This window comes from Comamonas aquatilis (genome assembly GCF_965139575.1).
Lineage (GTDB): Bacteria > Pseudomonadota > Gammaproteobacteria > Burkholderiales > Burkholderiaceae_C > Comamonas > Comamonas aquatilis.
In genome coordinates, this window is the sequence record NZ_CBCSIW010000028.1 from 1 (window position 1) to 18734 (window position 18734).

General features: G+C 62.0%; 18 protein-coding genes. 14 read left to right on the forward strand and 4 right to left on the reverse strand.

From position 1 onward, the window contains the following. The 7 genes from ACNAZA_RS20740 to cydX all read left to right on the forward strand — a co-directional run. Positions 1-120 (forward strand): acyl-CoA dehydrogenase C-terminal domain-containing protein (locus ACNAZA_RS20740; protein ID WP_415798311.1); only part of this gene is annotated, 120 nt, incomplete at its 5' end. Positions 121-217: 97 nt separating this feature from the next. Beyond that, positions 218-1171: an NAD(P)H-dependent flavin oxidoreductase gene (locus ACNAZA_RS20745; RefSeq protein WP_120969841.1), complete on the forward strand. Its 954-nt coding sequence runs from the start codon at positions 218-220 to the stop codon at positions 1169-1171. A 216-nt stretch (positions 1172-1387) separates the two neighbouring features. Further along, complete coding sequence (gene cydD / locus ACNAZA_RS20750) at positions 1388-3097, forward strand: thiol reductant ABC exporter subunit CydD (RefSeq protein ID WP_415798395.1); 1710 nt, start codon at positions 1388-1390, stop codon at positions 3095-3097. Next, positions 3094-4833: an amino acid ABC transporter ATP-binding/permease protein gene (locus ACNAZA_RS20755; RefSeq protein ID WP_415798396.1), complete on the forward strand. Its 1740-nt coding sequence runs from the start codon at positions 3094-3096 to the stop codon at positions 4831-4833. Before cydD ends, ACNAZA_RS20755 begins: the two co-directional genes overlap by 4 nt. A 24-nt stretch (positions 4834-4857) precedes the next feature. Next, positions 4858-6444, forward strand: coding sequence for a cytochrome ubiquinol oxidase subunit I (locus ACNAZA_RS20760; protein ID WP_415798397.1), 1587 nt, complete (start codon positions 4858-4860; stop codon positions 6442-6444). A gap of 25 nt (positions 6445-6469) precedes the next feature. Then, positions 6470-7624, forward strand: coding sequence for a cytochrome d ubiquinol oxidase subunit II (cydB, locus tag ACNAZA_RS20765; protein ID WP_415798398.1), 1155 nt, complete (start codon positions 6470-6472; stop codon positions 7622-7624). 155 nt (positions 7625-7779) lie between these two features. Continuing rightward, positions 7780-7920, forward strand: coding sequence for a cytochrome bd-I oxidase subunit CydX (cydX, locus tag ACNAZA_RS20770; RefSeq protein WP_120969826.1), 141 nt, complete (start codon positions 7780-7782; stop codon positions 7918-7920). 125 nt (positions 7921-8045) lie between these two features. Here the strand turns inward: cydX and ACNAZA_RS20775 are convergent, their stop codons facing one another. Then, on the reverse strand, positions 8046-8630 hold the full coding sequence (locus ACNAZA_RS20775; RefSeq protein WP_120969822.1) for a GbsR/MarR family transcriptional regulator: 585 nt from the start codon (positions 8628-8630) through the stop codon (positions 8046-8048). Between the two features lie 268 nt (positions 8631-8898). Here ACNAZA_RS20775 and ACNAZA_RS20780 point away from each other — a divergent pair, with 268 nt between their 5' ends. Then, on the forward strand, positions 8899-10071 hold the full coding sequence (locus tag ACNAZA_RS20780; protein WP_415798399.1) for an acyltransferase family protein: 1173 nt from the start codon (positions 8899-8901) through the stop codon (positions 10069-10071). 78 nt (positions 10072-10149) lie between these two features. Here the strand turns inward: ACNAZA_RS20780 and rnk are convergent, their stop codons facing one another. Beyond that, positions 10150-10557, reverse strand: coding sequence for a nucleoside diphosphate kinase regulator (rnk, locus tag ACNAZA_RS20785; protein WP_120969816.1), 408 nt, complete (start codon positions 10555-10557; stop codon positions 10150-10152). A 371-nt stretch (positions 10558-10928) separates the two neighbouring features. Here rnk and ACNAZA_RS20790 point away from each other — a divergent pair, with 371 nt between their 5' ends. Continuing rightward, complete coding sequence (locus ACNAZA_RS20790; protein WP_415798400.1) at positions 10929-12077, forward strand: PA0069 family radical SAM protein; 1149 nt, start codon at positions 10929-10931, stop codon at positions 12075-12077. A gap of 99 nt (positions 12078-12176) precedes the next feature. Here the strand turns inward: ACNAZA_RS20790 and ACNAZA_RS20795 are convergent, their stop codons facing one another. After that, positions 12177-12374, reverse strand: a complete 198-nt coding sequence (locus ACNAZA_RS20795; RefSeq protein ID WP_415798402.1) for a hypothetical protein — start codon at positions 12372-12374, stop codon at positions 12177-12179. Between ACNAZA_RS20795 and ACNAZA_RS20800 the strand changes: the two genes are divergently transcribed. Next, positions 12373-13959: a sulfatase-like hydrolase/transferase gene (locus ACNAZA_RS20800; RefSeq protein ID WP_415798403.1), complete on the forward strand. Its 1587-nt coding sequence runs from the start codon at positions 12373-12375 to the stop codon at positions 13957-13959. The genes ACNAZA_RS20795 and ACNAZA_RS20800 overlap by 2 nt on opposite strands. A gap of 10 nt (positions 13960-13969) precedes the next feature. On the opposite strand, the gene ACNAZA_RS20805 is transcribed toward ACNAZA_RS20800, so the two are convergent. Continuing rightward, a complete protein-coding gene (locus tag ACNAZA_RS20805) occupies positions 13970-14821 on the reverse strand; it encodes a LysR substrate-binding domain-containing protein (protein ID WP_415798404.1) in 852 nt (283 codons plus the stop codon). Positions 14822-14967: 146 nt separating this feature from the next. Here ACNAZA_RS20805 and phnD point away from each other — a divergent pair, with 146 nt between their 5' ends. The 4 genes from phnD to psrA all read left to right on the forward strand — a co-directional run bounded on the left by phnD (position 14968) and on the right by psrA (position 18724). Beyond that, entirely contained in the window at positions 14968-15840 is an 873-nt protein-coding gene (gene phnD, locus ACNAZA_RS20810) for a phosphonate ABC transporter substrate-binding protein (protein WP_415798405.1), read from the forward strand. Beyond that, on the forward strand, positions 15837-16676 hold the full coding sequence (phnC, locus tag ACNAZA_RS20815; protein WP_415798406.1) for a phosphonate ABC transporter ATP-binding protein: 840 nt from the start codon (positions 15837-15839) through the stop codon (positions 16674-16676). The genes phnD and phnC overlap by 4 nt, the downstream gene beginning before the upstream one ends. Beyond that, complete coding sequence (gene phnE, locus ACNAZA_RS20820) at positions 16676-17515, forward strand: phosphonate ABC transporter, permease protein PhnE (protein WP_205589403.1); 840 nt, start codon at positions 16676-16678, stop codon at positions 17513-17515. The genes phnC and phnE overlap by 1 nt, the downstream gene beginning before the upstream one ends. Positions 17516-17635: 120 nt before the next feature. Further along, positions 17636-18724 (forward strand): iron-containing alcohol dehydrogenase PsrA, encoded by a 1089-nt coding sequence (gene psrA / locus ACNAZA_RS20825; RefSeq protein WP_415798433.1) that lies wholly within the window; start codon positions 17636-17638, stop codon positions 18722-18724. Positions 18725-18734: the final 10 nt, after the last annotated feature.

Sequence of the window (18734 nt, forward strand, 5' to 3'; positions counted from 1 at the left end):
GCGAAACTGACAACCGCCCGCTTCTATGCCGAGCACATTCTGAGCCGCGTGGCCGGTCAGGCCGATGCGGTGCTGAACGGCGCTGCCAGCGTGATGGCCTTGCCCATGGAAGCGTTCTGATTCAGTTCGAAAATTACTATTGAATTGAGAGCTGTTTGCGTAACCTAGATAAGCGCTTCAGCTCGTATTTACATAAAAAATAACGAAGGAGACGTACATGTCCAAACTACCTGCCACTTTGCAAAAGCTGGCCTTGCCCGTCATTGGTTCGCCGCTGTTCATCATCAGCAATCCCAAGCTGGTGATCGAACAATGCAAGGCCGGTATCGTTGGTTCCATGCCTTCGCTCAATGCCCGCCCGGCCGAGCTGCTGGAAGACTGGCTGGCCGAGATTACCGAAACCCTGGCTGCCTGGGACAGAGCGCATCCCGATCAGCCTTCGGCCCCGTTTGCCATCAACCAGATCGTGCACAAGAGCAATGACCGCCTGGAGCACGATATGCAGATCTGTGCCAAGTACAAGGTGCCCATCATCATCACCAGCCTGGGCGCGCGTGAGGATGTGAATCAGGCCGTGCACAGCTGGGGCGGCGTGGTGCTGCACGACATCATCAACAACAAATTTGCCCACAAGGCCATAGAGAAGGGCGCTGACGGCCTGATCGCCGTGGCGGCTGGTGCCGGCGGTCACGCCGGCGTGAAAAGCCCGTTTGCCCTGGTGCAGGAAATCCGCCAGTGGTTTGACGGCCCGCTGGCCCTGTCCGGTTCCATCGCCTCGGGCAATGCCATCCTGGCGGCCCAGGCCATGGGGGCAGACTTTGCCTATATCGGTTCGGCCTTTATCGCCACCGATGAAGCGCGTGCCACCGAGGCCTACAAAGAGGCGATTGTGGCTGGCGACTCCGATGATGTGGTCTACAGCAATCTGTTCACCGGCGTGCATGGCAACTACCTGGCTCCATCCATTCGCGCCGCAGGGCTTGATCCGGACAATCTGCCCGAATCCGACCCCAGCAAAATGAATTTTGGCGGCGGCGCACAAAAAGCCTGGAAGGACATCTGGGGCTGCGGCCAGGGCATTGGCGCGGTGGACAAGGTCACGCCCACGGCCGAATTGGTGGCGCGTCTGAAGCGCGAGTACGCGGCAGCGCGTTCACGCCTGCTGGGCTGATCGCCAAGTCGAGTTTTCTTTTCCCTGTCTTATGCGGCGCCTTTGGCGCCGTTTTTTTATCCTGCAGCCAACGTAATCAAGGGAAAACCATTGCGATTTTGACTTGCATCAATAGCAATCAAGACATTCACTGGAAGGTAATGGCCGGCTGCCATGATGAGGATCAAATAAGGAGTAAGATTTCTTCAATTTTCAGGAATTACTGAAAATTAAATAATGAAACATTTGCCACCCCCTCCCCAAACTTCTTTGGCTGACAGCATCCGCCGCCCCGGCGCGGGCGCGCTGCTGCAATTGCTGGCCGGCATGCTCTGGCTGCCGCAGGCGGGCTTGCTGGCCTGGGCGGTGCAGAAAATGGCCGATGGCCAAGGGCTGGAGGCTTTGTGGCCCATAGCCGCAGGCGTGTTGCTGCTGGGTTTGTTGCGCGCCTGGTGTGATGGACGGGGCGGCTTGCTGGCCAATCTGGCGGCGCGTCAGCAACTCTCGGCCCTGCGTGCGCAGGTGGTGAATGCGCTGGCCCAGACCTCGCCCATGGACAAAGCCCGTGCCGCTTCGGGCCAGGCGGCCAGCGCCGTGGCCGAACAGGCCGAAGCCATTGTTCCCTGGCTGGCCCGCTATCAGAGCGCGATGTGGCGTGTGCGTCTGCTTCCCGTGTTGATCGTGGCTGCCGTGATCAGCCAGTCATGGGTTGCTGCTCTTATCTTGATAGTCGCTGCGCCGCTGATTCCGCTGTTCATGGCGATTGTGGGCTGGCGTGCCCAGGCCGCCAGCGAAGAGCAGATGGTGCAGCAGGGGCAGATGAATGCTTTTTTGCTGGACCGTCTGCGTGGTTTGAGCACCTTGCGTGCCCTGGCCGCCGTGGACGCCACGGCCCAGCGTTTGCGCGCCCATGCCGAGGATTTGCGCAGTCGCACCCTGCGCGTGCTGCGTATTGCCTTTCTTTCCTCTGCCGTGCTGGAGCTGTTCTCGGCCCTGGGCGTGGCCATGGTGGCTGTCTATATAGGCTTTCATTTGCTGGGCATGCTGCCGTTTGGCGCCTGGGGCCATCAGTTGACGCTGGGCCAGGCGCTGTTTGTGCTGCTGCTGGCACCGGCGTTTTTCGAGCCGCTGCGCGAACTGTCCGCCGTCTGGCATGACCGCGCAGCCGGCGAGGCAGCGCTCAAGACTCTGGAGCAGCTGCAGCAGCAGGCCAGCCGTATCTTGGGCGCCGAATCGCTTCAAAAAAATGAGCTGCCTGCGCAATCTGTGGCTGCACATGTGGCTGTTTTCGATCTGAAAGTACAGGCTCCGGGTGCCGAGACCCGCTTGGAACGACTTGATCTCGAAATCCGCCCCGGCGAGCATGTGGCGCTGTGCAGCCCCAGCGGCAGCGGCAAGTCGGTCTTGCTGGCCCAGCTGGCGGGACTGGTGGCCGTGCCACAGGGAGAAATTCGCATCGACGGTCAGCGGCTGGACGATAGCAGTGCCGCCGCCTTGCGCGGCCGCATGGCCTGGCTGAGCCAGCAGCCCCATGTGTTTGCCGGCTCGGTGCAAGGCAACGTGGCCCTGGGCCGCAGCGAGGTGACGGCCCAACAGGTAGACGCTGCCACGCAGCAAGTTGCGCTGGGGGCGGTGCTGCAATCGCGCCCGGGCATGAGCCTGGGTGAGGGCGGGGCAGGCCTGTCGGGTGGCGAAGTGGTGCGCCTGGCGCTGGCCCGCCTGGCCGTCAACACCCAGGCGGGTTTGCTGCTGGCCGATGAGCCTACCGCCCACCTCGACCCCGAAACCGCCGCCCAGGTGAGCGAGGCGCTGATTCGCATCGCCAAGGGCCGTACGCTGATTGTGGCCACCCATGACGCGCAACTGGCCGCCCGCATGGACCGTATTGTGAATCTGCCGCTGCAGGGCGAGCCTTGCGCCGCTCTGGATGCCGAGGTGACGGCATGAAGACCAGACCTGGGCTGTTCACTCTGTTGGCGGCGGTCGCCAGTCTGGCGCCGCGCAAGCTGTGGCTGGGCGGTGCGGCCCTGGCGGCGCTGACCGTGCTCATGGGCATGGCCTTGCTGGGCCTGTCGGGCTGGTTCATCACCGCCACCGCGCTGGCCGGTTTGCTGCCGGCCACGGCCTTGATGTTTGATGTATTCATGCCCTCGGCCGGTATTCGCTTGCTGGCCGTGGGCCGAACCGGTGCGCGTTATGCCGAGCGGCTGGTGACCCACGATGCCACGCTGGCGGTACTGGCGGCGGTGCGAGAAAAGCTGTTTCGCCACTGGTCGCGCCCGTATGCAGCCCGCCAGTTGCTGCAGCGGCCCGCGCGTTTGCTGCAGCGGCTGACGGCCGATGTCGATGCGCTGGATAGTGTTTATCTGCGCCTGCTGGTGCCCGCTCTGTCTGCGCTGGCTGCTGCGTTTTTCATAGCCATTGCCTACGGCGTGATGCGCTGGTGGCTGGGCCTGCTGGTTTTTGCCTGGCTGCTGCTGGCCGGCTGGGGTGTGGCGCTATGGCTGGGACTGGCAAGCCGCAAGGCGGCCGTGCGCCGCGCCATGGCCTTGGAGGGTTTGCGCAGCCAGACCGTGGATCTGGTGGCCGGGCAGACCGATTTGCTCATGGCCGGGCAGTTGCCGCAACAGGCTGCAGCCGTGCTGCGCAGCGATGCGCGCGGTGCGCAGGCCGATGCCCAGCTTTATCACACGGAAGCGCGTGCAACCCAAGCCTATGGTGCGGTATCTGCTATTACTTTAAGTGCATCCGTGCTGCTGATGGGGGCCTTGGTGCAAGGCCGTTACATCGGTGCGGCGGTCGCTGCCCTGGGTATTTTGCTGGCCTTGTCGGCCATGGAGCCTTTTGCCGCCTTGCGCCGTGGCGCAACAGAGGCCGGGCGCAGCTGGCTGGCCCTGCGTCGCCTGGGTCCGGCGCTGGCACAGCCCGAAGTTCAGGCCGAGCCAGTGCTGTCGCTTCCTGAGTCCGCTTGGGCCGTGCAGTTGCAAGAGGTCGTGGTAGGCAGTTTAGGCCCCGTGGATCTGCAAATCGCCCAGGGCGAACGCGTGGCCGTGATCGGCAGCAGCGGTGCGGGCAAGAGCACGCTGCTGCTGGCCTTGGCCGGGGAATGGCAGATTGCCAGCGGCCATCTGGCGGCACAGCGCTGCAGCTGGATGACGCAAAGAACCGAGCTGTTTCAGGACAGCTTGCGCGACAACCTGCGCCTGGCGCGCCCCGATGCCAGCGATGCCGAACTCTGGCAGGCCCTGGAAACGGCAGGGCTGGCGGCGGATATCAAGGCTTTGCCCCAAGGACTGAACAGCCTGCTGGGCGAAGGAGGCCTGGGTTTTTCCGGCGGGCAGGCTCGCCGTCTGGCGCTGGCCCGCTTGCTGCTCAGCAGCGCCTCCTGCTGGTTGCTGGATGAAGCCACCGAAGGGCTGGATGCCGCCACGGCCCGCGATGTGCTGCAGCGCCTGTCGGGCGCAGCTCAGGGCCGGACGCTGATTTTTGCCACCCACTGGCAGCGCGAGGTCGAACTGGCCGACCGTGTCATCTGGCTGCAGTCCGGCCGCATAGCAGGCCAGGCCTTGCGCGGCAGTCGTGAATTTTCCCAGGCGCTGAGCCGGCTCAGACCCGACGGCCTGGTTCCGCGTAGCAATGTGCATACGGCGGCACAGCCCACCGATTTTTCCCCTGTTCTTTAAAGTTTCGAGAGAAAGGAATCCATCATGGACCTCGACATCGTCGACTTATCGCGCTTGCAATTTGCGATAACGGCGCTCTACCACTTCCTGTTTGTGCCGCTGACGCTGGGCCTGTCGATTCTCGTCGCCATCATGGAGACGGTGTTCGTGATGACGGGCCGCACTATCTGGCGCGACATGACCAAGTTCTGGGGTGTGCTGTTCGGCATCAACTTCGCCATGGGCGTGGCCACCGGCGTGGTGATGGAATTCCAGTTCGGTATGAACTGGAGCTATTACAGCCACTATGTGGGCGATATCTTTGGCGCGCCGCTGGCGATCGAAGGGCTGATGGCATTTTTCCTGGAAGCCACGTTTGTAGGCCTGTTCTTCTTCGGCTGGGATAGACTCTCCAAGGTCAAGCATCTGATGGTGACCTGCCTGATGGCCATAGGCACCAACTTCTCGGCCCTGTGGATTCTGGTGGCCAACGGTTGGATGCAAAACCCCGTGGGTGCTGCCTTCAACCCGCAGACCATGCGCATGGAGGTGACCGACTTCTTTGCCGTGCTGACCAACCCGGTGGCCCAGGCCAAGTTTGTGCACACGGTCTCGGCCGGTTATGTGATGGCCTCGCTGTTCGTGCTGGGTGTCTCGGCCTGGTATGTGCTCAAGGGCCGCCATCTGCATCTGGCCAAGCGTTCGATGACGGTGGCCGCCTCCTTTGGTCTGGCTGCATCGCTGTCGGTGGTGGTGCTCGGTGACGAATCGGGTTATCTGTCGTCGGAACACCAGAAGATGAAGCTGGCCTCGATAGAAGCCATGTGGAACACCGAGAAAGCCCCGGCGGCCTTCACCGTGTTCGGCATTCCCGACCGCGAAGCACGCGAGACCCACTTTGCCGTGCACATCCCCTGGGTCATGGGCCTGATAGGCACACGCTCGCTGACCACCGAAATCCCCGGCATCAACCAGCTGGTGCTCAATGCCGAAGGTTATATCCGCAACGGTATCGATGCCTATGACGCGCTGCAGACCATTCGCACGGCCAAGACCGATGCCGAGATTCCGGCCGAGGCCCGTCTGCGTTTTGAAAACAACGGCGCGCATCTGGGCTATGCGCTCTTGCTGATGCGCTATGTGGACGATCCGCGCAAGGCCACGGCCCAGCAGATCAAGCAGGCTGCGCTGGATACCGTGCCGCCCGTGGGGCCGCTGTTCTGGACCTTCCGCATCATGGTGGCTTTGGGCATGTTCTTCATCGTGCTGACCGGTACTTTCTTTTACCTGTCCATGCGTCACAAGCTCGACGCCTATCCCTGGCTGCTCAAGGTGGCGGTGCTGTCGATTCCTCTGCCTTGGATTGCGGCCGAGTGCGGCTGGGTGGTGGCCGAGCTGGGTCGCCAGCCCTGGATCATCGAAGGCGTGCTGCCCACGGCCATGGCGGTCTCCAACCTGGGGGCCAGCACGCTGCTGCTGACCATTGCCTGCTTTGTGCTGATCTATACGGTGCTGCTGGTGATCGAGCTCAAGCTCATGGTGCGTGCCATCAAGAAAGGCCCCGAGCACGAGAGCGAGCCTCACCTGAGCTTTTACGAACCCATGATCAAGAAGCTGGCCCGCGCCCGCTGAGCGGCAAGCCAAGGAGTATGAGCAAATGATCTTGCATGAACTGATTACATACGACGTGTTGCGCGTCATCTGGTGGCTGCTGCTGGGCGTGCTGCTGGTGGGCTTTGCCGTGACCGACGGCTTCGATCTGGGCGCCATGGGCCTGCTGCGCGCCACGGCAAAGACCGATGTGGAGCGCCGCACGGCCATCAACTCGGTGGGGCCGGTGTGGGAAGGCAATCAGGTGTGGCTGATTCTGGGCGGCGGTGCCATTTTTGCCGCCTGGCCGCAGCTGTATGCCGTGTCCTTCTCGGGCTTTTATCTGGCCATGTTTGCCGTGCTGGTGCCGCTGATCCTGCGCCCCGTGGCCTTCAAGTTCCGCAGCAAGCACGAAGACGCAGCCTGGCGCAATCGCTGGGACTGGGTGCTGTGCATCACCGGTCTGGTGCCGTCGCTGTTGTTTGGCGTGGCCGTGGGCAATGTGATTCTGGGCGTGCCTTTCCGTCTGGCCGATGACATGCGCATCTACTATGACGGCAGCTTCTTCGGTTTGCTTACGCCGTTTGCGCTGCTCTGCGGCCTGGTGTCGCTGTCCATGCTGCTCATGCACGGCGCGGCCTGGCTGGTTTTCAAGACCGAAGGTGAAGTCTCGGTGCGCGCGGCCCGCTACGGCTCGGTGGCCGCAGTGCTGACCACGCTGCTGTTTGCCGCGGCCGGCGTGTGGCTGGCCATGGGCATCAACGGTTATCAGATCACCAGCGATATCAACCCCGTCGGCCCATCGAACCCGCTGAACAAGACGGCGGCCGTGGCCGCTGGTGCCTGGATGGCCAACTTCAAGTCCTATCCGCTTCTGTGGCTGGTGCCTGGCTTAGGCCTGGTCATGCCGCTGGTCGTGGCCCTGGGCCTGCGCAGCCGCCGTGAATGGCTCAGCCTGCTGGGCAGCGGTCTGGCCATCGCCGGCATCATCCTGACCGTGGGTGCGGCCATGTTCCCCATGATCCTGCCTTCCACCATCGATCCGCGTTTCAGCCTGACAGTCTGGGATTCTTCCTCCAGCCATGTGACGCTGTTCATCATGCTGGTCTGCGTGCTGATCTTTCTGCCGCTGATCCTGATCTACACCAGCTGGGTGTACTCGGTGCTGCGCGGCAAGGTGGATATTGCGGCAATCGCCACCGGCAAAGGCCATTCTTATTGACTGCCCTGAGGCGCTGAGCGCCTTCCCCAACGGGGACGACAGCCTCGCTGCGAGGCGGCTCTTGCTAGCTGTCTCTGGCTTGGAGATCGCCGGTTTCATTCATGTTGACTCGCTTGCAATGTGTGTGATGAACGAATTGTTAGAAAGGATTTTGTATGTGGTACTTCGCGTGGATTCTGGGTCTGCCTCTGGCTGCCGCTTTTGCCGTGCTCAATGCCATGTGGTATGAGCTGATGGATGACGAGGCCACCCGCCGCCGCATCTTGAAGGAGACGGAGTCGGCCGGCCAGGTCTGAGTTCGTTGACTTCAGTCAGCGCAAAAAGGCCGTCCGGTAAAAACCGGGCGGCCTTTTGTATTGCTTTTGAATTGATAGCTTAAAGCGCTTATATATCAAGCGCTACAGCGTATTTTTCTTGAAAATTACTCCGATGCCTTGCCGCGACCGGCGCCGGTGATCTTGTCTTTCAAATCCAGCAGCCGGGTCACGGCCGCGCCCATGCCCATGAGCTGCATGGCCGTCTCGGGCGAGAGGCGCTGCACGTCATCAAACCAGTTCATCAGCTTGTCGATCAGCTCATGCATCTCGCGCATGCGCTGCTGGGCATAGCGTTCCTCGTCGGTGCCCACCTCTTCCAGCATGGCGGCACGCAGCATGGACTGGGTGGGTTCGATCTCGCGGCGGCGGCGCTCTTCGGCCAGGCGCTTGAAAATCTCCCACACATCCTGGGGCGCCTGGAAATACTCGCGCCGGTCACCGGGCTGGTGGCGCAGCTGCACCAGTCGCCAGGCCTGCAATTCCTTGAGGCCCATGCTGACGTTGGAGCGGGAAAACTCCAGTGTCTCGGCGATCTGGTCGGCATTCAGAGGCTGGGCGGACAGAAACAGCAGGGCATAGATCTGGCCCACGGTACGGTTGATGCCCCATCGGCTGCCCATCTCACCAAAGTGTGAAACAAATTGGCGGCTCAGCTCTGAAAGCGGTTTGGCTTGCGTCATGGCCTCAATTGTGCCTGTGCAAAGCGCTTTCAGTGGGGGTGCTGGATCAAGCAAGAGCAATCTGCCCAGCCTTTGACCGGGCTCTGAGCTGTTGCGCTTTGGCGAGCCTTTTGTGGCTTGTTTCAGAAAAGTCGAGACACTGTCAGCAAATTGTCGGGATTGAGCGCAAAATCGCCCCTTCCTTTTTATTACGTGTCGGGTTTCTTACGCTGTCTTTTCTGGCTAGGAGCTCGCTTGACCTGTCGTGCGTAGCTTGGCAGGCCGAGAACCAGATTAGATGGCTAATAGTTCAATATCGTCCCATTCACGCAGCGCGCTGATTGATTGCACCAAGGGCCTGGCCTGCGCGGCCATAGTCTGGCATCACCTGGCGTTCTACGGCCCCATGTCCGAAGTTGCCCATTCCGCCATGCCCGATGTGCTGGACTGGCTGTATGAATATGCCCGCATGGCGGTGCAGATCTTTCTGGTGCTGGGCGGCTACTTGGCAGCGGCCAGCTTGGCGCCGCAAGGACTGGCCCGTTTTGATGCCCCCTGGGCCAAGATAGGCAAACGCTTTGTGCGCCTGGTCGTGCCTTATGCCGTGGCACTGATGGCCACCATCGTCATCTCGGCTGCAATTCGTCCCTGGTTTGATCATGCCTCGGTTTCGGCCGACCCGGACCTGTGGCAGCTGTTCACCCATGCCTTGCTGCTAGAAGGCATTCTGGGCGAGGAGTCGCTCTCGGCCGGTGTCTGGTATGTGTCCATCGATTTTCAGCTGTTTGCCTTGAGCGTTGTGGTGCTGGCTGCCATGCGCTGGCTGCGTGAGCGCTTGGTTCAGCGCGCGGGCGAGCAGGCCCTGGCCCGTTGGTGGCCCTGGGCCATCACCGGCATGCAGGCGCTGGTGGTGGCGGGCACAGCGGCTTCGCTGTTCGCCTTCAATCTCGACGCCGACCTGGATGTCTGGGCGATCTACTTTCTAGGCGCCTATGGCATAGGCATGATGGCTTTTTGGGCCGTGGCCGCCGACAAGCGCAGCACGGCCTGGAACTGGGCCATGCTGATTGCCGCCATGGTGATGGGCGCTTTGGTGCTGGAGTGGCGCGACCGCATCTTTCTGGCGGGCGTCACCGCCTTGCTGCTGATCGTCTGCCTTCGCACCGAGCGCATTGCCAGCTGGAAGGGGCTGACAGCGCTGCGCCGTCTGGGCGAGATTTCTTACTCGGTCTTTCTCATCCACTTTTCCATGTGCCTGCTGGTCAATGCCGTGGTCAGCAATCTCTGGCCTGACTCGGTGGAGGCTGCCATCGGCGGCATGGGCTTTGCCTTTGCGCTTTCGCTTGCCGCAGGCTATCTGCTCTATCAGACGGTGGAGCGCCATGTCACCTCCTGGAGCCAGGCTCTGCGCTGGCAGGCTGGCCTGATCGGTGCCGGCATGCTGACGACTTTGCTGGCCGGCCTGCGCTAGGCGGGCTCTGGTCATCACCCACAAAAAAAGCAGCTTCAATCAGCTGCTTTTTTGTTGGGCGGCTATGCGCTTGGCAACTCAGCGGTGCAGCTCGCCAGCGCTCTCGGGCTGGAATTCGATGGCATCCACGCGCACCGTCACCTGGCCCGTGGGGCTGGGCATCTTGAACTCATCGCCGACCGACAGACCCAGCAGTGCAATGCCCACGGGCGCGAAGATGGATATTTTGTCAGGCGAGCCGTCCATTTCCTTGGGGTAGACCAGGGTCAGCGTGTTGCTCTTGCCGGACTCCAGCATGGTGAAGCGCACGGTGGAATTCATGGTCACCACCTGGGGTGGCATGTCCTTGGGATCGAGCACATCGGCGCGCTCGAGTTCGGCCTCCAGCGCATCGCGGCCGGGAAATGGGCTGTTGTTCTTTTCCAGCAGATTTTCAATGCGATCCAGATCCAAGGACGACAAAGTGATGTGGGGCTTGCGCTCCATGGTGTGACTCCCTTGCAAGATGGTGTGGCCCGTACCCGCTTTCTATGCGCCAAGCGCAAACGGACAAAAGCCCGGGCAACGGTGTTGTCCGGGCCAAGGCATCTCAAAAGCACCAACTTGGTGCGTTGCCCCGATTGTGCTGGCAATGGCCGAAATGTCCTAGCGATCTCGCACCCCCGCAGTGCGGATTGAGTGCGGCGGAATTTTTAGTTTTACTCCTAAATTTATAGCTTATTGTGCTTTTGAATACTGGGGTATGGGCCTGTTTGATTCAAATCCCATTCAAATACGCACAAGACATTGACCTGCCGGTCAAAAGGGTCGAGATAGCCTGGATTGCTCAAATAACTGTATTTATATACAGTTATTTGATGCCAAAGCCACCAGACTCCAGCTCGCACGAGCCCTTCAGTCCCATGACTTTTGTGCGGCCTGCACAGCCGCTCAAAGGCCGTGGTGCGGCCAGCTTCATGGCGCATCGCTTTGTCAAAGACGAACGCCTGGCGTTTGACGATGGCTGGGGGCAGGCGGATGACGGGGAAGATGTGCGGGCCTTGCGCACACAGCTGGAATGGGAGCAGTGCAAGTCCGCGCTCAGCCGCCATGACTCGCCCGATCTGCCCTATCACCTGGGGCTCAATCCCTATCGCGGCTGTGAGCACGGTTGCATTTACTGCTATGCCCGGCCCACGCACAGCTATCTGGGCTATTCGCCGGGGCTGGATTTCGAAACCCGGCTGGTTGTCAAGAGCAACTTTGTGGAGGTGCTGTGCGCCGAACTCAGCAAGCCCAGCCATGTGGCAGCGCCCATCATGCTGGGCTCGGTCACCGATTGCTACCAGCCCATAGAGCGTGATGTGGGCCTGACCCGCCGTGTCATCAAAGTGCTGGGCCAGGCCAGGCATCCGTTTTCCATAGTCACCAAGGGCAGCGGCGTGGAGCGGGACCTGGATCTGCTGGTGCCGCTGGCGCAGCAAAACCTGGTGGCTGTCTATGTCACTCTGACCACTTTGCAACCCGAGCTGGCTCGGCAGCTGGAGCCGCGTGCCGCAGCACCGCATAGGCGCTTGCGCACGATTCGCACGCTGGCCGAGGCCGGCGTGCCCATAGGCGTCAGCTTGGCGCCGCAGATTCCATTTCTGAATGACGATCTGGAGCAGGTGCTGGCAGCCGCCAGCGACGCCGGTGCGCGCCAGGCTTTCTACGCCGTGCTGCGCCTGCCCTGGGAAGTGGCGCCGCTGTTTGCCGAGTGGCTGAAGCTGCACTACCCCGACCGCGCCCAGCGCGTGATGGAGCGCGTGCGGGATTTGCATGGCATCAGCGAAGAGGGCCGGGCCGAAGGCAAGGTCTATAGCAGCCAGTTTGGCCAGCGCATGAAGGGCAACGGGGTCTGGGCCGATATGCTGGGCCAGCGCTTTGCACTGGCTTGCCGTAAGCTGGGGTTGAACCGCGAGCGGGTGATGCTGGACTGCAGCCACTACCATGCGGCGAATCTTTCCGGCCAGCAAAGCCTGTTTTAAAGCGAAGGCGTCGCAGGCTCTCTAGCCCTGTGCTTGCCCCGCCGCCGGCTCGGCAATTTGCCTGCGCGCAGAATGCGGAGCCTGACTAATTTGGGCCTGTCAAACACCTGTTTGCATTGCCTGTACGGCATCCGACCGACTGTGCTCAACAGCGCGTGTGGATTTTCCTGCTTGATCAACCGTTTTTTGACCCGGCCCCAAGCCGGCCGCTTGCTTGATGAGTGCTTCTTCGATTTCCTGCCGGCCCGATATGTCTTCGCTCGGCCGCGTCCGCGCATCGTGGCCGGCTGTCTTCATGCTGGGCTGCACAACCCTGTTCTTATTGGTGCTTGGACATGAAGGGCGTCGCGTTGCACAGCTGTTCGTTCTGATGGTGCCGGCCCTGGTCTGGCTCAGCTGGCCGGTGCGCAGCACGGCATGGCTGCAGGCCAGACGCATTCTGGTATGGGCCTGGATCATATTGTTTGTGGTGGACGCTGGCGTGCGCATCTATCTGATGGATGCCTATGGCGCAGCGCCTGACAGTGCCCTGGTGCTTGGCGCGATGGCCAATACCAATTGGCGCGAGGGCTCTGAATATCTGTCCATGCATTGGCGCAGTGCGGCCTTGTTTGGAGCGGGTTTTGCCGCGGTGGCGGCTAGCGTTTGGTATCTGACCGGGAGGTCCGCACGACAACTGTCTGCTCCGGGCAGAGGGAGCCAAGCCCTGTGCTTGATCATCGTGTTGTTCTGCCTGCTGGCATACACCAGCAAGCCCTGGCGCCGCTTGTATCCGGCCGTGTTCTGGGTGCAATGGAGCCAGTCGGTGCAGATGTTGCAGCACAGCTGGCTCAATCAGCAGCAAGAGCGAGAGCAGGTGCTGGCACGTGCCACGGCCGCCAAGCCCGTGGTTGGGCGCAAAGAGCCGTCCACGGTGGTTTTGCTTCTGACCGAAAGCATCAACCGCGACAACCTCTCGCTCTATGGCTATGGACGCATGACCAACCCGGGTCTGCGAGTGCATCAGCAGCAGCTGGGTGAGCAGCTGACGGTGCTGCGCAATGCCTGGTCGGTGGATGCCAGCACCTTGCCCGCCGTGCGCAATCTGTTCTCTTTCGGAGCGCCGGATGCGGTGGATTCGCAGCATCTGGTCTCCCTGGCTAGAGCGGCTGGGTACAAGGTGTGGTGGATCAGCAATCATGACGATGTCGCCATTGAACAGCAGCATGCCAGGCTGGCGGATGTGACGCAGATGGTCAACAAGACACCGGGGCGCTCGACGGCTTCGCTGGATGAGGAGATGCTCGATGAGCTGCACACGGCGCTGAGCGACGCTTCGTCCGAGCGCAAGTTCGTGATCGTCCACATGTTGGGCGCGCATCCGCATTACCGGCTGAGATTTCCCAAAGGTCAGAATCCCTTTGACGACGATGTGGATGCGGTCGATGTGCAGATGGAAAAAAATGGCCGCGCTGCCTGGGTGCGCCATCTCCGCGAGGAGTACGACTCGGCGCTGCTCTATCACGACTCGGTGGTATCGAAAATGCTGCAGCTGACCAGAGATGTCGCCAAGCCCCAAAACCATGTGGCCTGGATGTATTTGTCTGACCATGGCCAGGAGGTCGGCCATGTCGGCAACCATGTAGGGCATAGCCCGGGCACTGCGGGCGGCTACCGTATACCGGCCATCGTCTGGCAGGCGAATGCTTCGGTCGGCGGGGCCGGCGAGGTGGCAAAAGAGATGGCAAGAAGGCCTTTTCGCTCGGATTGGGCTGCCTGGACGCTGGCCGATTTGCTGGCACTGAAATGGCAGGGCCAGGCTGCTGGGCGCAATGTGCTGGCCCATCCCTATTACTGGGAAGCTCCGCGCCTGCCGGCTGCCGTGTCCTCGTTCATGGATTGATTCTGCCCCCTCAGCTTGCATCCAGAAAGGAGCGCACCAGCAAACTCTCGCTGCGCTCCTTCATGCAATACACATAGGTGGTCGTGCTGGCCGGATCGCCCGCAATGCGCACGGGCTTGAAGCGGGTATCGGGAATGAATTCGGCTTCCGACACCGCACCCAGACCCAGGCCGCGCGCCACGGCTTCGCGTATGGCTTCGCGGCTGCCTATCTCCAGGCTCAGTTGGGGCTTGACGCCTGCGGCCTGCAGCGCGGCTTCCATGGCGGTGCGGGTGGTCGATCCCTGCTCGCGCAGCAGCAGGGGCTGGCCTTGCAGCTCGCGGATATCGATCTGTTGGCGCCGCGCAAAAGGGTGCTCCACATGGGCAAACACAATGATGGCGTGGCGCGCATATTCGCGGGCCATCAGCTCGGGCCGCTCATACAGGCCGGCCAGCACGGCCACATCGGTGCTGTAGTTCTCCAGGTCCTGCAACACCTGCTGGGAGTTGCCCATGCGAATCGATAGCTGCATGCCGGGGTAGCGGGCCCGGTAGGCGGCCACCATCTCGATCACATGAAACGGGCCCACGGCGCCTATCTTCAACTCGCCCTGATTGAGCTTGCCGGAGTCGCGCAAAAAATACTCGGCCTCGGACTCCAGCGCCAGCAGCTTTTGCGACAGCAGCAGCAACTTGCGGCCGGCGCCGGTCAAACTCATGCGATAGCCCTGGCGGTGAAAAAGCTCGATCTGGCTTTGCCGCTCCAGTGCGGCGATCTGGCTGGAAATAGTGGGCTGGCTCACGCCCAGGGTGCGGGCGGCGGCGCTCAGGCTGCCTTGCTGGGCCACGGCAATCAGGGCGCGGTAGCGGGCGGTGCTCATGAAAATTTCATCTCAAGGTTTGATCTATGGAAGCTGTTCAAACCAATTCTGAAACTTTCATATTGCAGAAATATGTCGTCCCTACCATTGACTCCAACGCAGGGCAAATGCCGCTGCAAACGAAGTCAACGCAAAGGATGGACCACATGAAGATGACCCGTAAAGCCTGGCTGCAAGGCGCAGCCGCAAGCCTGGCCCTGGTGGCGACAGGGACCTGGGCGCAGCAGCCCACCGAACTGCGTGTGGGCCTGATTCCCTCGGAGGACGCCCAGGCCATGATGCGTGCCAGCCAGCAGGTGATGGACCAGCTGGCCGCCAAGACCGGCATGAAGATCAAGCCCTTTGTGGCCAACGACTACAACGGCGTGATCGAAGCCATGCGCTCGGGCAAGATCGACGTGGCTTACTTCGGCCCGTTCTCCTATGTGCTGGCCAGCCAGCTGGCCCATGCCGAGGCTTTTGCCATTCCCGTAGCCAAGAAGTCGGGCAAAAGCTCCTACCAGAGCATCATCATCAGCCGTAAGGACAAGGGCCCGATCAGCGTGGCCCAGCTGCAGGGCAAGACTTTTGCCTTTGTGGATCCCAGCTCGGCATCGGGCCATCTGTTTCCCAAGGCCGGCCTCAAGGGCGAGGGCGTGGATACCGACAAATACTTCTCCCGCGTGATCTTCTCGGGCTCGCATGACGCCAGCATCATGGCGGTGGCCAACGGCAAGGTCGATGCGGCGGCCGTGGCCGACCCCATTTTTCAGACTGCTGTGGCCAAGGGTCATGTGAAGGCCGAGGATTTCCAGATCGTCTGGCGCTCGCAGCCCATCCCCGAATCGCCCATGGCCTGGCGCAAGAGCCTGGATGCGGCCACCAAGCAGAAAGTGGCAGCCGCACTGGCCGAGATCAAGGGCCTGCCCTGGGGCGATCGCGGTGAGCTCAACGGCTTTGCACCCACCAACGACCAGGCCTATGACGTGGTACGCCAGACGGCCAAGGCGCTGAATCTGGAACTGGGGAAGATGAAATGATCAGCATCCGCAATCTGCGCAAAAGCTATGGCAGCAACCATGTGCTGCACGGCATAGACATGGATGTGAAGGCCGGTGAGTTTGTGGTGATGTTGGGCCTGTCGGGCGCGGGCAAATCCACCTTGCTGCGCTGCATGAACGGCCTGAACCAGCCCGACAGCGGCACGCTGCAAGTGGGCGGCATCGATCTGATGCAAAAGCACTCGCGCCGCGAACTGGCCCGCCATGTGGCCATGGTGTTTCAGCACCACAACGTGGTGCAGCGCCTGTCGGTGCGCAAGAACGTGCTGACCGGCCGTCTGGGCCAGGTGGGCACGCTGGCCTCGGTGCTGCAGCTGTTCAGGCAAAGCGATATTGAACTGGCCCAGCAGTGTCTGGAGCGAGTGGGCCTGGCCCACAAGGCCGATGAGCGCACCCAGGCCTTGTCCGGCGGGCAGATGCAGCGCGTAGGCATTGCTCGCGCCCTGGCCCAGCAGCCGCAGGTAATTCTGGCCGATGAACCTGTGGCCAGCCTGGACCCCAAGACCGCGCGCAGCGTGCTGCAGTATCTGCGCGATGCCACGCGGGAGATGGGCATTGCCGTGGTCTGCAATCTGCACCAGGTCGATTACGCCCGCGAATTTGGCGACCGCGTGGTGGGTCTGGCCCAGGGCCGCATGGTGTTCGATGGCGCGCCCGCCGATCTGGACGAGGCCGCTCTCGATGCCATTTATCACAGTGCACAGCAAGAGGCGCAGCCTGCGGCGCAGGGCAGCGAAGCCAGAACCGGGTTGACGCCCGCCGGCGTCTGGCTGCCTGCCAGTGCTTCGATGGCCGCCACGGCAGGAGGTCTGTGATGAGCAGCAATACTTTGAACACCCAACGTGACGGCTGGCAGTGGACGGCGGGCCGGCCCGAAGGCAAAGGCGGCTGGCTGGGCTATGCGGCGCTGGCGCTGGCCATTGCCTGGCTGCTGCACTGGAGCGCAGGCGGCGCGCAGATGAGCTGGGGCGAGCTGGCTGGCGGCATGCCGCAGATAGGCGATTTTCTGACCCGCTCCGTGCCGCCGGACATGTCCATACTGCCGCGCCTGTGGGCTCCGGCGCTGGAGACGATTCAGATCGCCATCTGGGGCACGCTGCTGTCCGTCATGCTGGCGCTGCCGCTGTCCTTCATCGCGGCCAGCAATCTACACAGCTGGCACTGGCTGCGTCGCATCACGCGCCAGTTCCTCAACGTGGTGCGCAGCATCAACGAACTGATCCTGGCCCTGGTCTTTGTCTCGGCCGTGGGTCTGGGCCCTTTCCCCGGCGTGCTGGCTCTGGCTCTGCACGGCATGGGCATGCTGGGCAAGTTCTTTGCCGAGGCGATTGAAGAAATCGACGACGGCCCGCTGCAAGCCCTGCGCAGCGCCGGCGCCAGTCAGCTGCAGATCATTGCCTTTGGCGTGGTGCCCCAGGTGATCACGGCCTGGATTGCTGTGGTGCTGTATCGCTTCGAGGTCAATCTGCGCTCTGCCACCGTGCTGGGCATGGTGGGAGCCGGCGGTCTGGGCTTTGAGCTGGTCAGCAGCCTCAAGCTGTTCCGCTACCAGGAAACCGCCACCTGCATCATCGTCATCACGGTGATGGTGATTGCCGCCGACCTGGTTTCCAACGCGCTGCGCAGCCGCATCCAGCAAGGCGCACGTCACTGAAGGCGGCACTTGGATCGCGATGGTGCTACTTTGAATACTCCTGAAACGTGAGCGACAAGCGCTTTTGAATCAAGCGCTTCAGGCAGATTTCGTTTGAAAATTATTGAGAAGGCTTTTCCCGTGTGGACTTATCACAACCCCGTGCGCATCAGCGTCGGCAATGGCAGCCTGGATCAGTTGCCGGCCTTGCTGGCAGGCCGCAACTGCCTGCTGGTCACCTTCCCGGAAGCCGAAAGCCTGGGCCTGGTGCAACGCGTGCGCAGCCTGATCGGCGAGCAGCTGCGTGGCGTGATCGACAGCATCCAGCCCAACCCCGATGTGCAGTGGCTGGCTCCCTTGTATGAGCAGGTGCAGCGCGAGCATGCCGATGTGCCCGTTATCGTGGCTCTGGGCGGCGGCAGTGCCATTGACTCGGCCAAGGCCCTGATCTGTGCCACGGTTTCGGGCCGTTTTGCCGATCTGCTCTCGGTATTGCAGCAGGGTGCGCAACTGCCGCCCGGGCTGCACAAGAGTTTGATTGCTGTTCCCACCACCGCCGGCACCGGTAGTGAAGTCACGCCCTGGGCCACGATCTGGGATCAGGCCGGCGGCAGCAAATACTCGCTGCACCAGCCGCAGACCTGGCCCGAGGCGGCCATCATCGATGCCGAACTCATGGCCAGCCTGCCAGCAGCGGCCACGCTGGCTTCGGGGCTGGATGCCTTGTCGCACGCGCTGGAATCGATCTGGAATGTGAACCGCAACCCGGTCTCCATGTCGCTGGCCGTGCAAGCCGCGCGCCGCTGCCTGGCCGTGCTGCCTGCGTTGATGCAGGATCTGCCCAATCTGCAGCTGCGCGCCGAGATGGCCCAAGCCGCGCTGTTGGCGGGGCTGGCGTTTTCCAACACCAAGACGGCGCTGGCGCATTCGCTGTCTTACGACATCACGCTGCAGCATGGCGTGCCGCACGGTATCGCCTGCTCCTTCAGCCTGCCCCTGGTGCTGGAGATGGCGCTGGGCGCCGACGATGTGGCCGATGCTGCGCTGCTGTCCATCTTTGATGCCTCCACCGCCACCGTGGCCGTGCAACGCCTGAGCGCTTTTTTGCAAAGCCTGGGCGTGGCCACCGAGCCCGAGCGTTACGGCGTGGCCCCGCAAGACTGGGCCGCCATGCTGCACAAGGCCGCCAGCGGCCCGCGCGGGCGCAACTTCATTCGTTCCCTGGCCTGAAATTCCTCTG

What these genes read in the sequence shown, in the direction of transcription:
- phnE (WP_205589403.1), top strand. Translation starts at nt 16,676, where the DNA reads ATGAGCAGCAATACTTTGAACACCCAACGTGACGGCTGGCAGTGGACG.
- phnD (WP_415798405.1), top strand. Translation starts at nt 14,968, where the DNA reads ATGAAGATGACCCGTAAAGCCTGGCTGCAAGGCGCAGCCGCAAGCCTG.
- ACNAZA_RS20795 (WP_415798402.1), bottom strand. Translation starts at nt 12,374, where the DNA reads ATGAAGACAGCCGGCCACGATGCGCGGACGCGGCCGAGCGAAGACATA.
- ACNAZA_RS20790 (WP_415798400.1), top strand. Translation starts at nt 10,929, where the DNA reads ATGCCAAAGCCACCAGACTCCAGCTCGCACGAGCCCTTCAGTCCCATG.
- ACNAZA_RS20755 (WP_415798396.1), top strand. Translation starts at nt 3,094, where the DNA reads ATGAAGACCAGACCTGGGCTGTTCACTCTGTTGGCGGCGGTCGCCAGT.
- ACNAZA_RS20780 (WP_415798399.1), top strand. Translation starts at nt 8,899, where the DNA reads ATGGCTAATAGTTCAATATCGTCCCATTCACGCAGCGCGCTGATTGAT.
- rnk (WP_120969816.1), bottom strand. Translation starts at nt 10,557, where the DNA reads ATGGAGCGCAAGCCCCACATCACTTTGTCGTCCTTGGATCTGGATCGC.
- ACNAZA_RS20800 (WP_415798403.1), top strand. Translation starts at nt 12,373, where the DNA reads ATGCTGGGCTGCACAACCCTGTTCTTATTGGTGCTTGGACATGAAGGG.
- ACNAZA_RS20745 (WP_120969841.1), top strand. Translation starts at nt 218, where the DNA reads ATGTCCAAACTACCTGCCACTTTGCAAAAGCTGGCCTTGCCCGTCATT.
- cydB (WP_415798398.1), top strand. Translation starts at nt 6,470, where the DNA reads ATGATCTTGCATGAACTGATTACATACGACGTGTTGCGCGTCATCTGG.
- cydX (WP_120969826.1), top strand. Translation starts at nt 7,780, where the DNA reads ATGTGGTACTTCGCGTGGATTCTGGGTCTGCCTCTGGCTGCCGCTTTT.
- cydD (WP_415798395.1), top strand. Translation starts at nt 1,388, where the DNA reads ATGAAACATTTGCCACCCCCTCCCCAAACTTCTTTGGCTGACAGCATC.
- ACNAZA_RS20805 (WP_415798404.1), bottom strand. Translation starts at nt 14,821, where the DNA reads ATGAGCACCGCCCGCTACCGCGCCCTGATTGCCGTGGCCCAGCAAGGC.
- phnC (WP_415798406.1), top strand. Translation starts at nt 15,837, where the DNA reads ATGATCAGCATCCGCAATCTGCGCAAAAGCTATGGCAGCAACCATGTG.
- ACNAZA_RS20760 (WP_415798397.1), top strand. Translation starts at nt 4,858, where the DNA reads ATGGACCTCGACATCGTCGACTTATCGCGCTTGCAATTTGCGATAACG.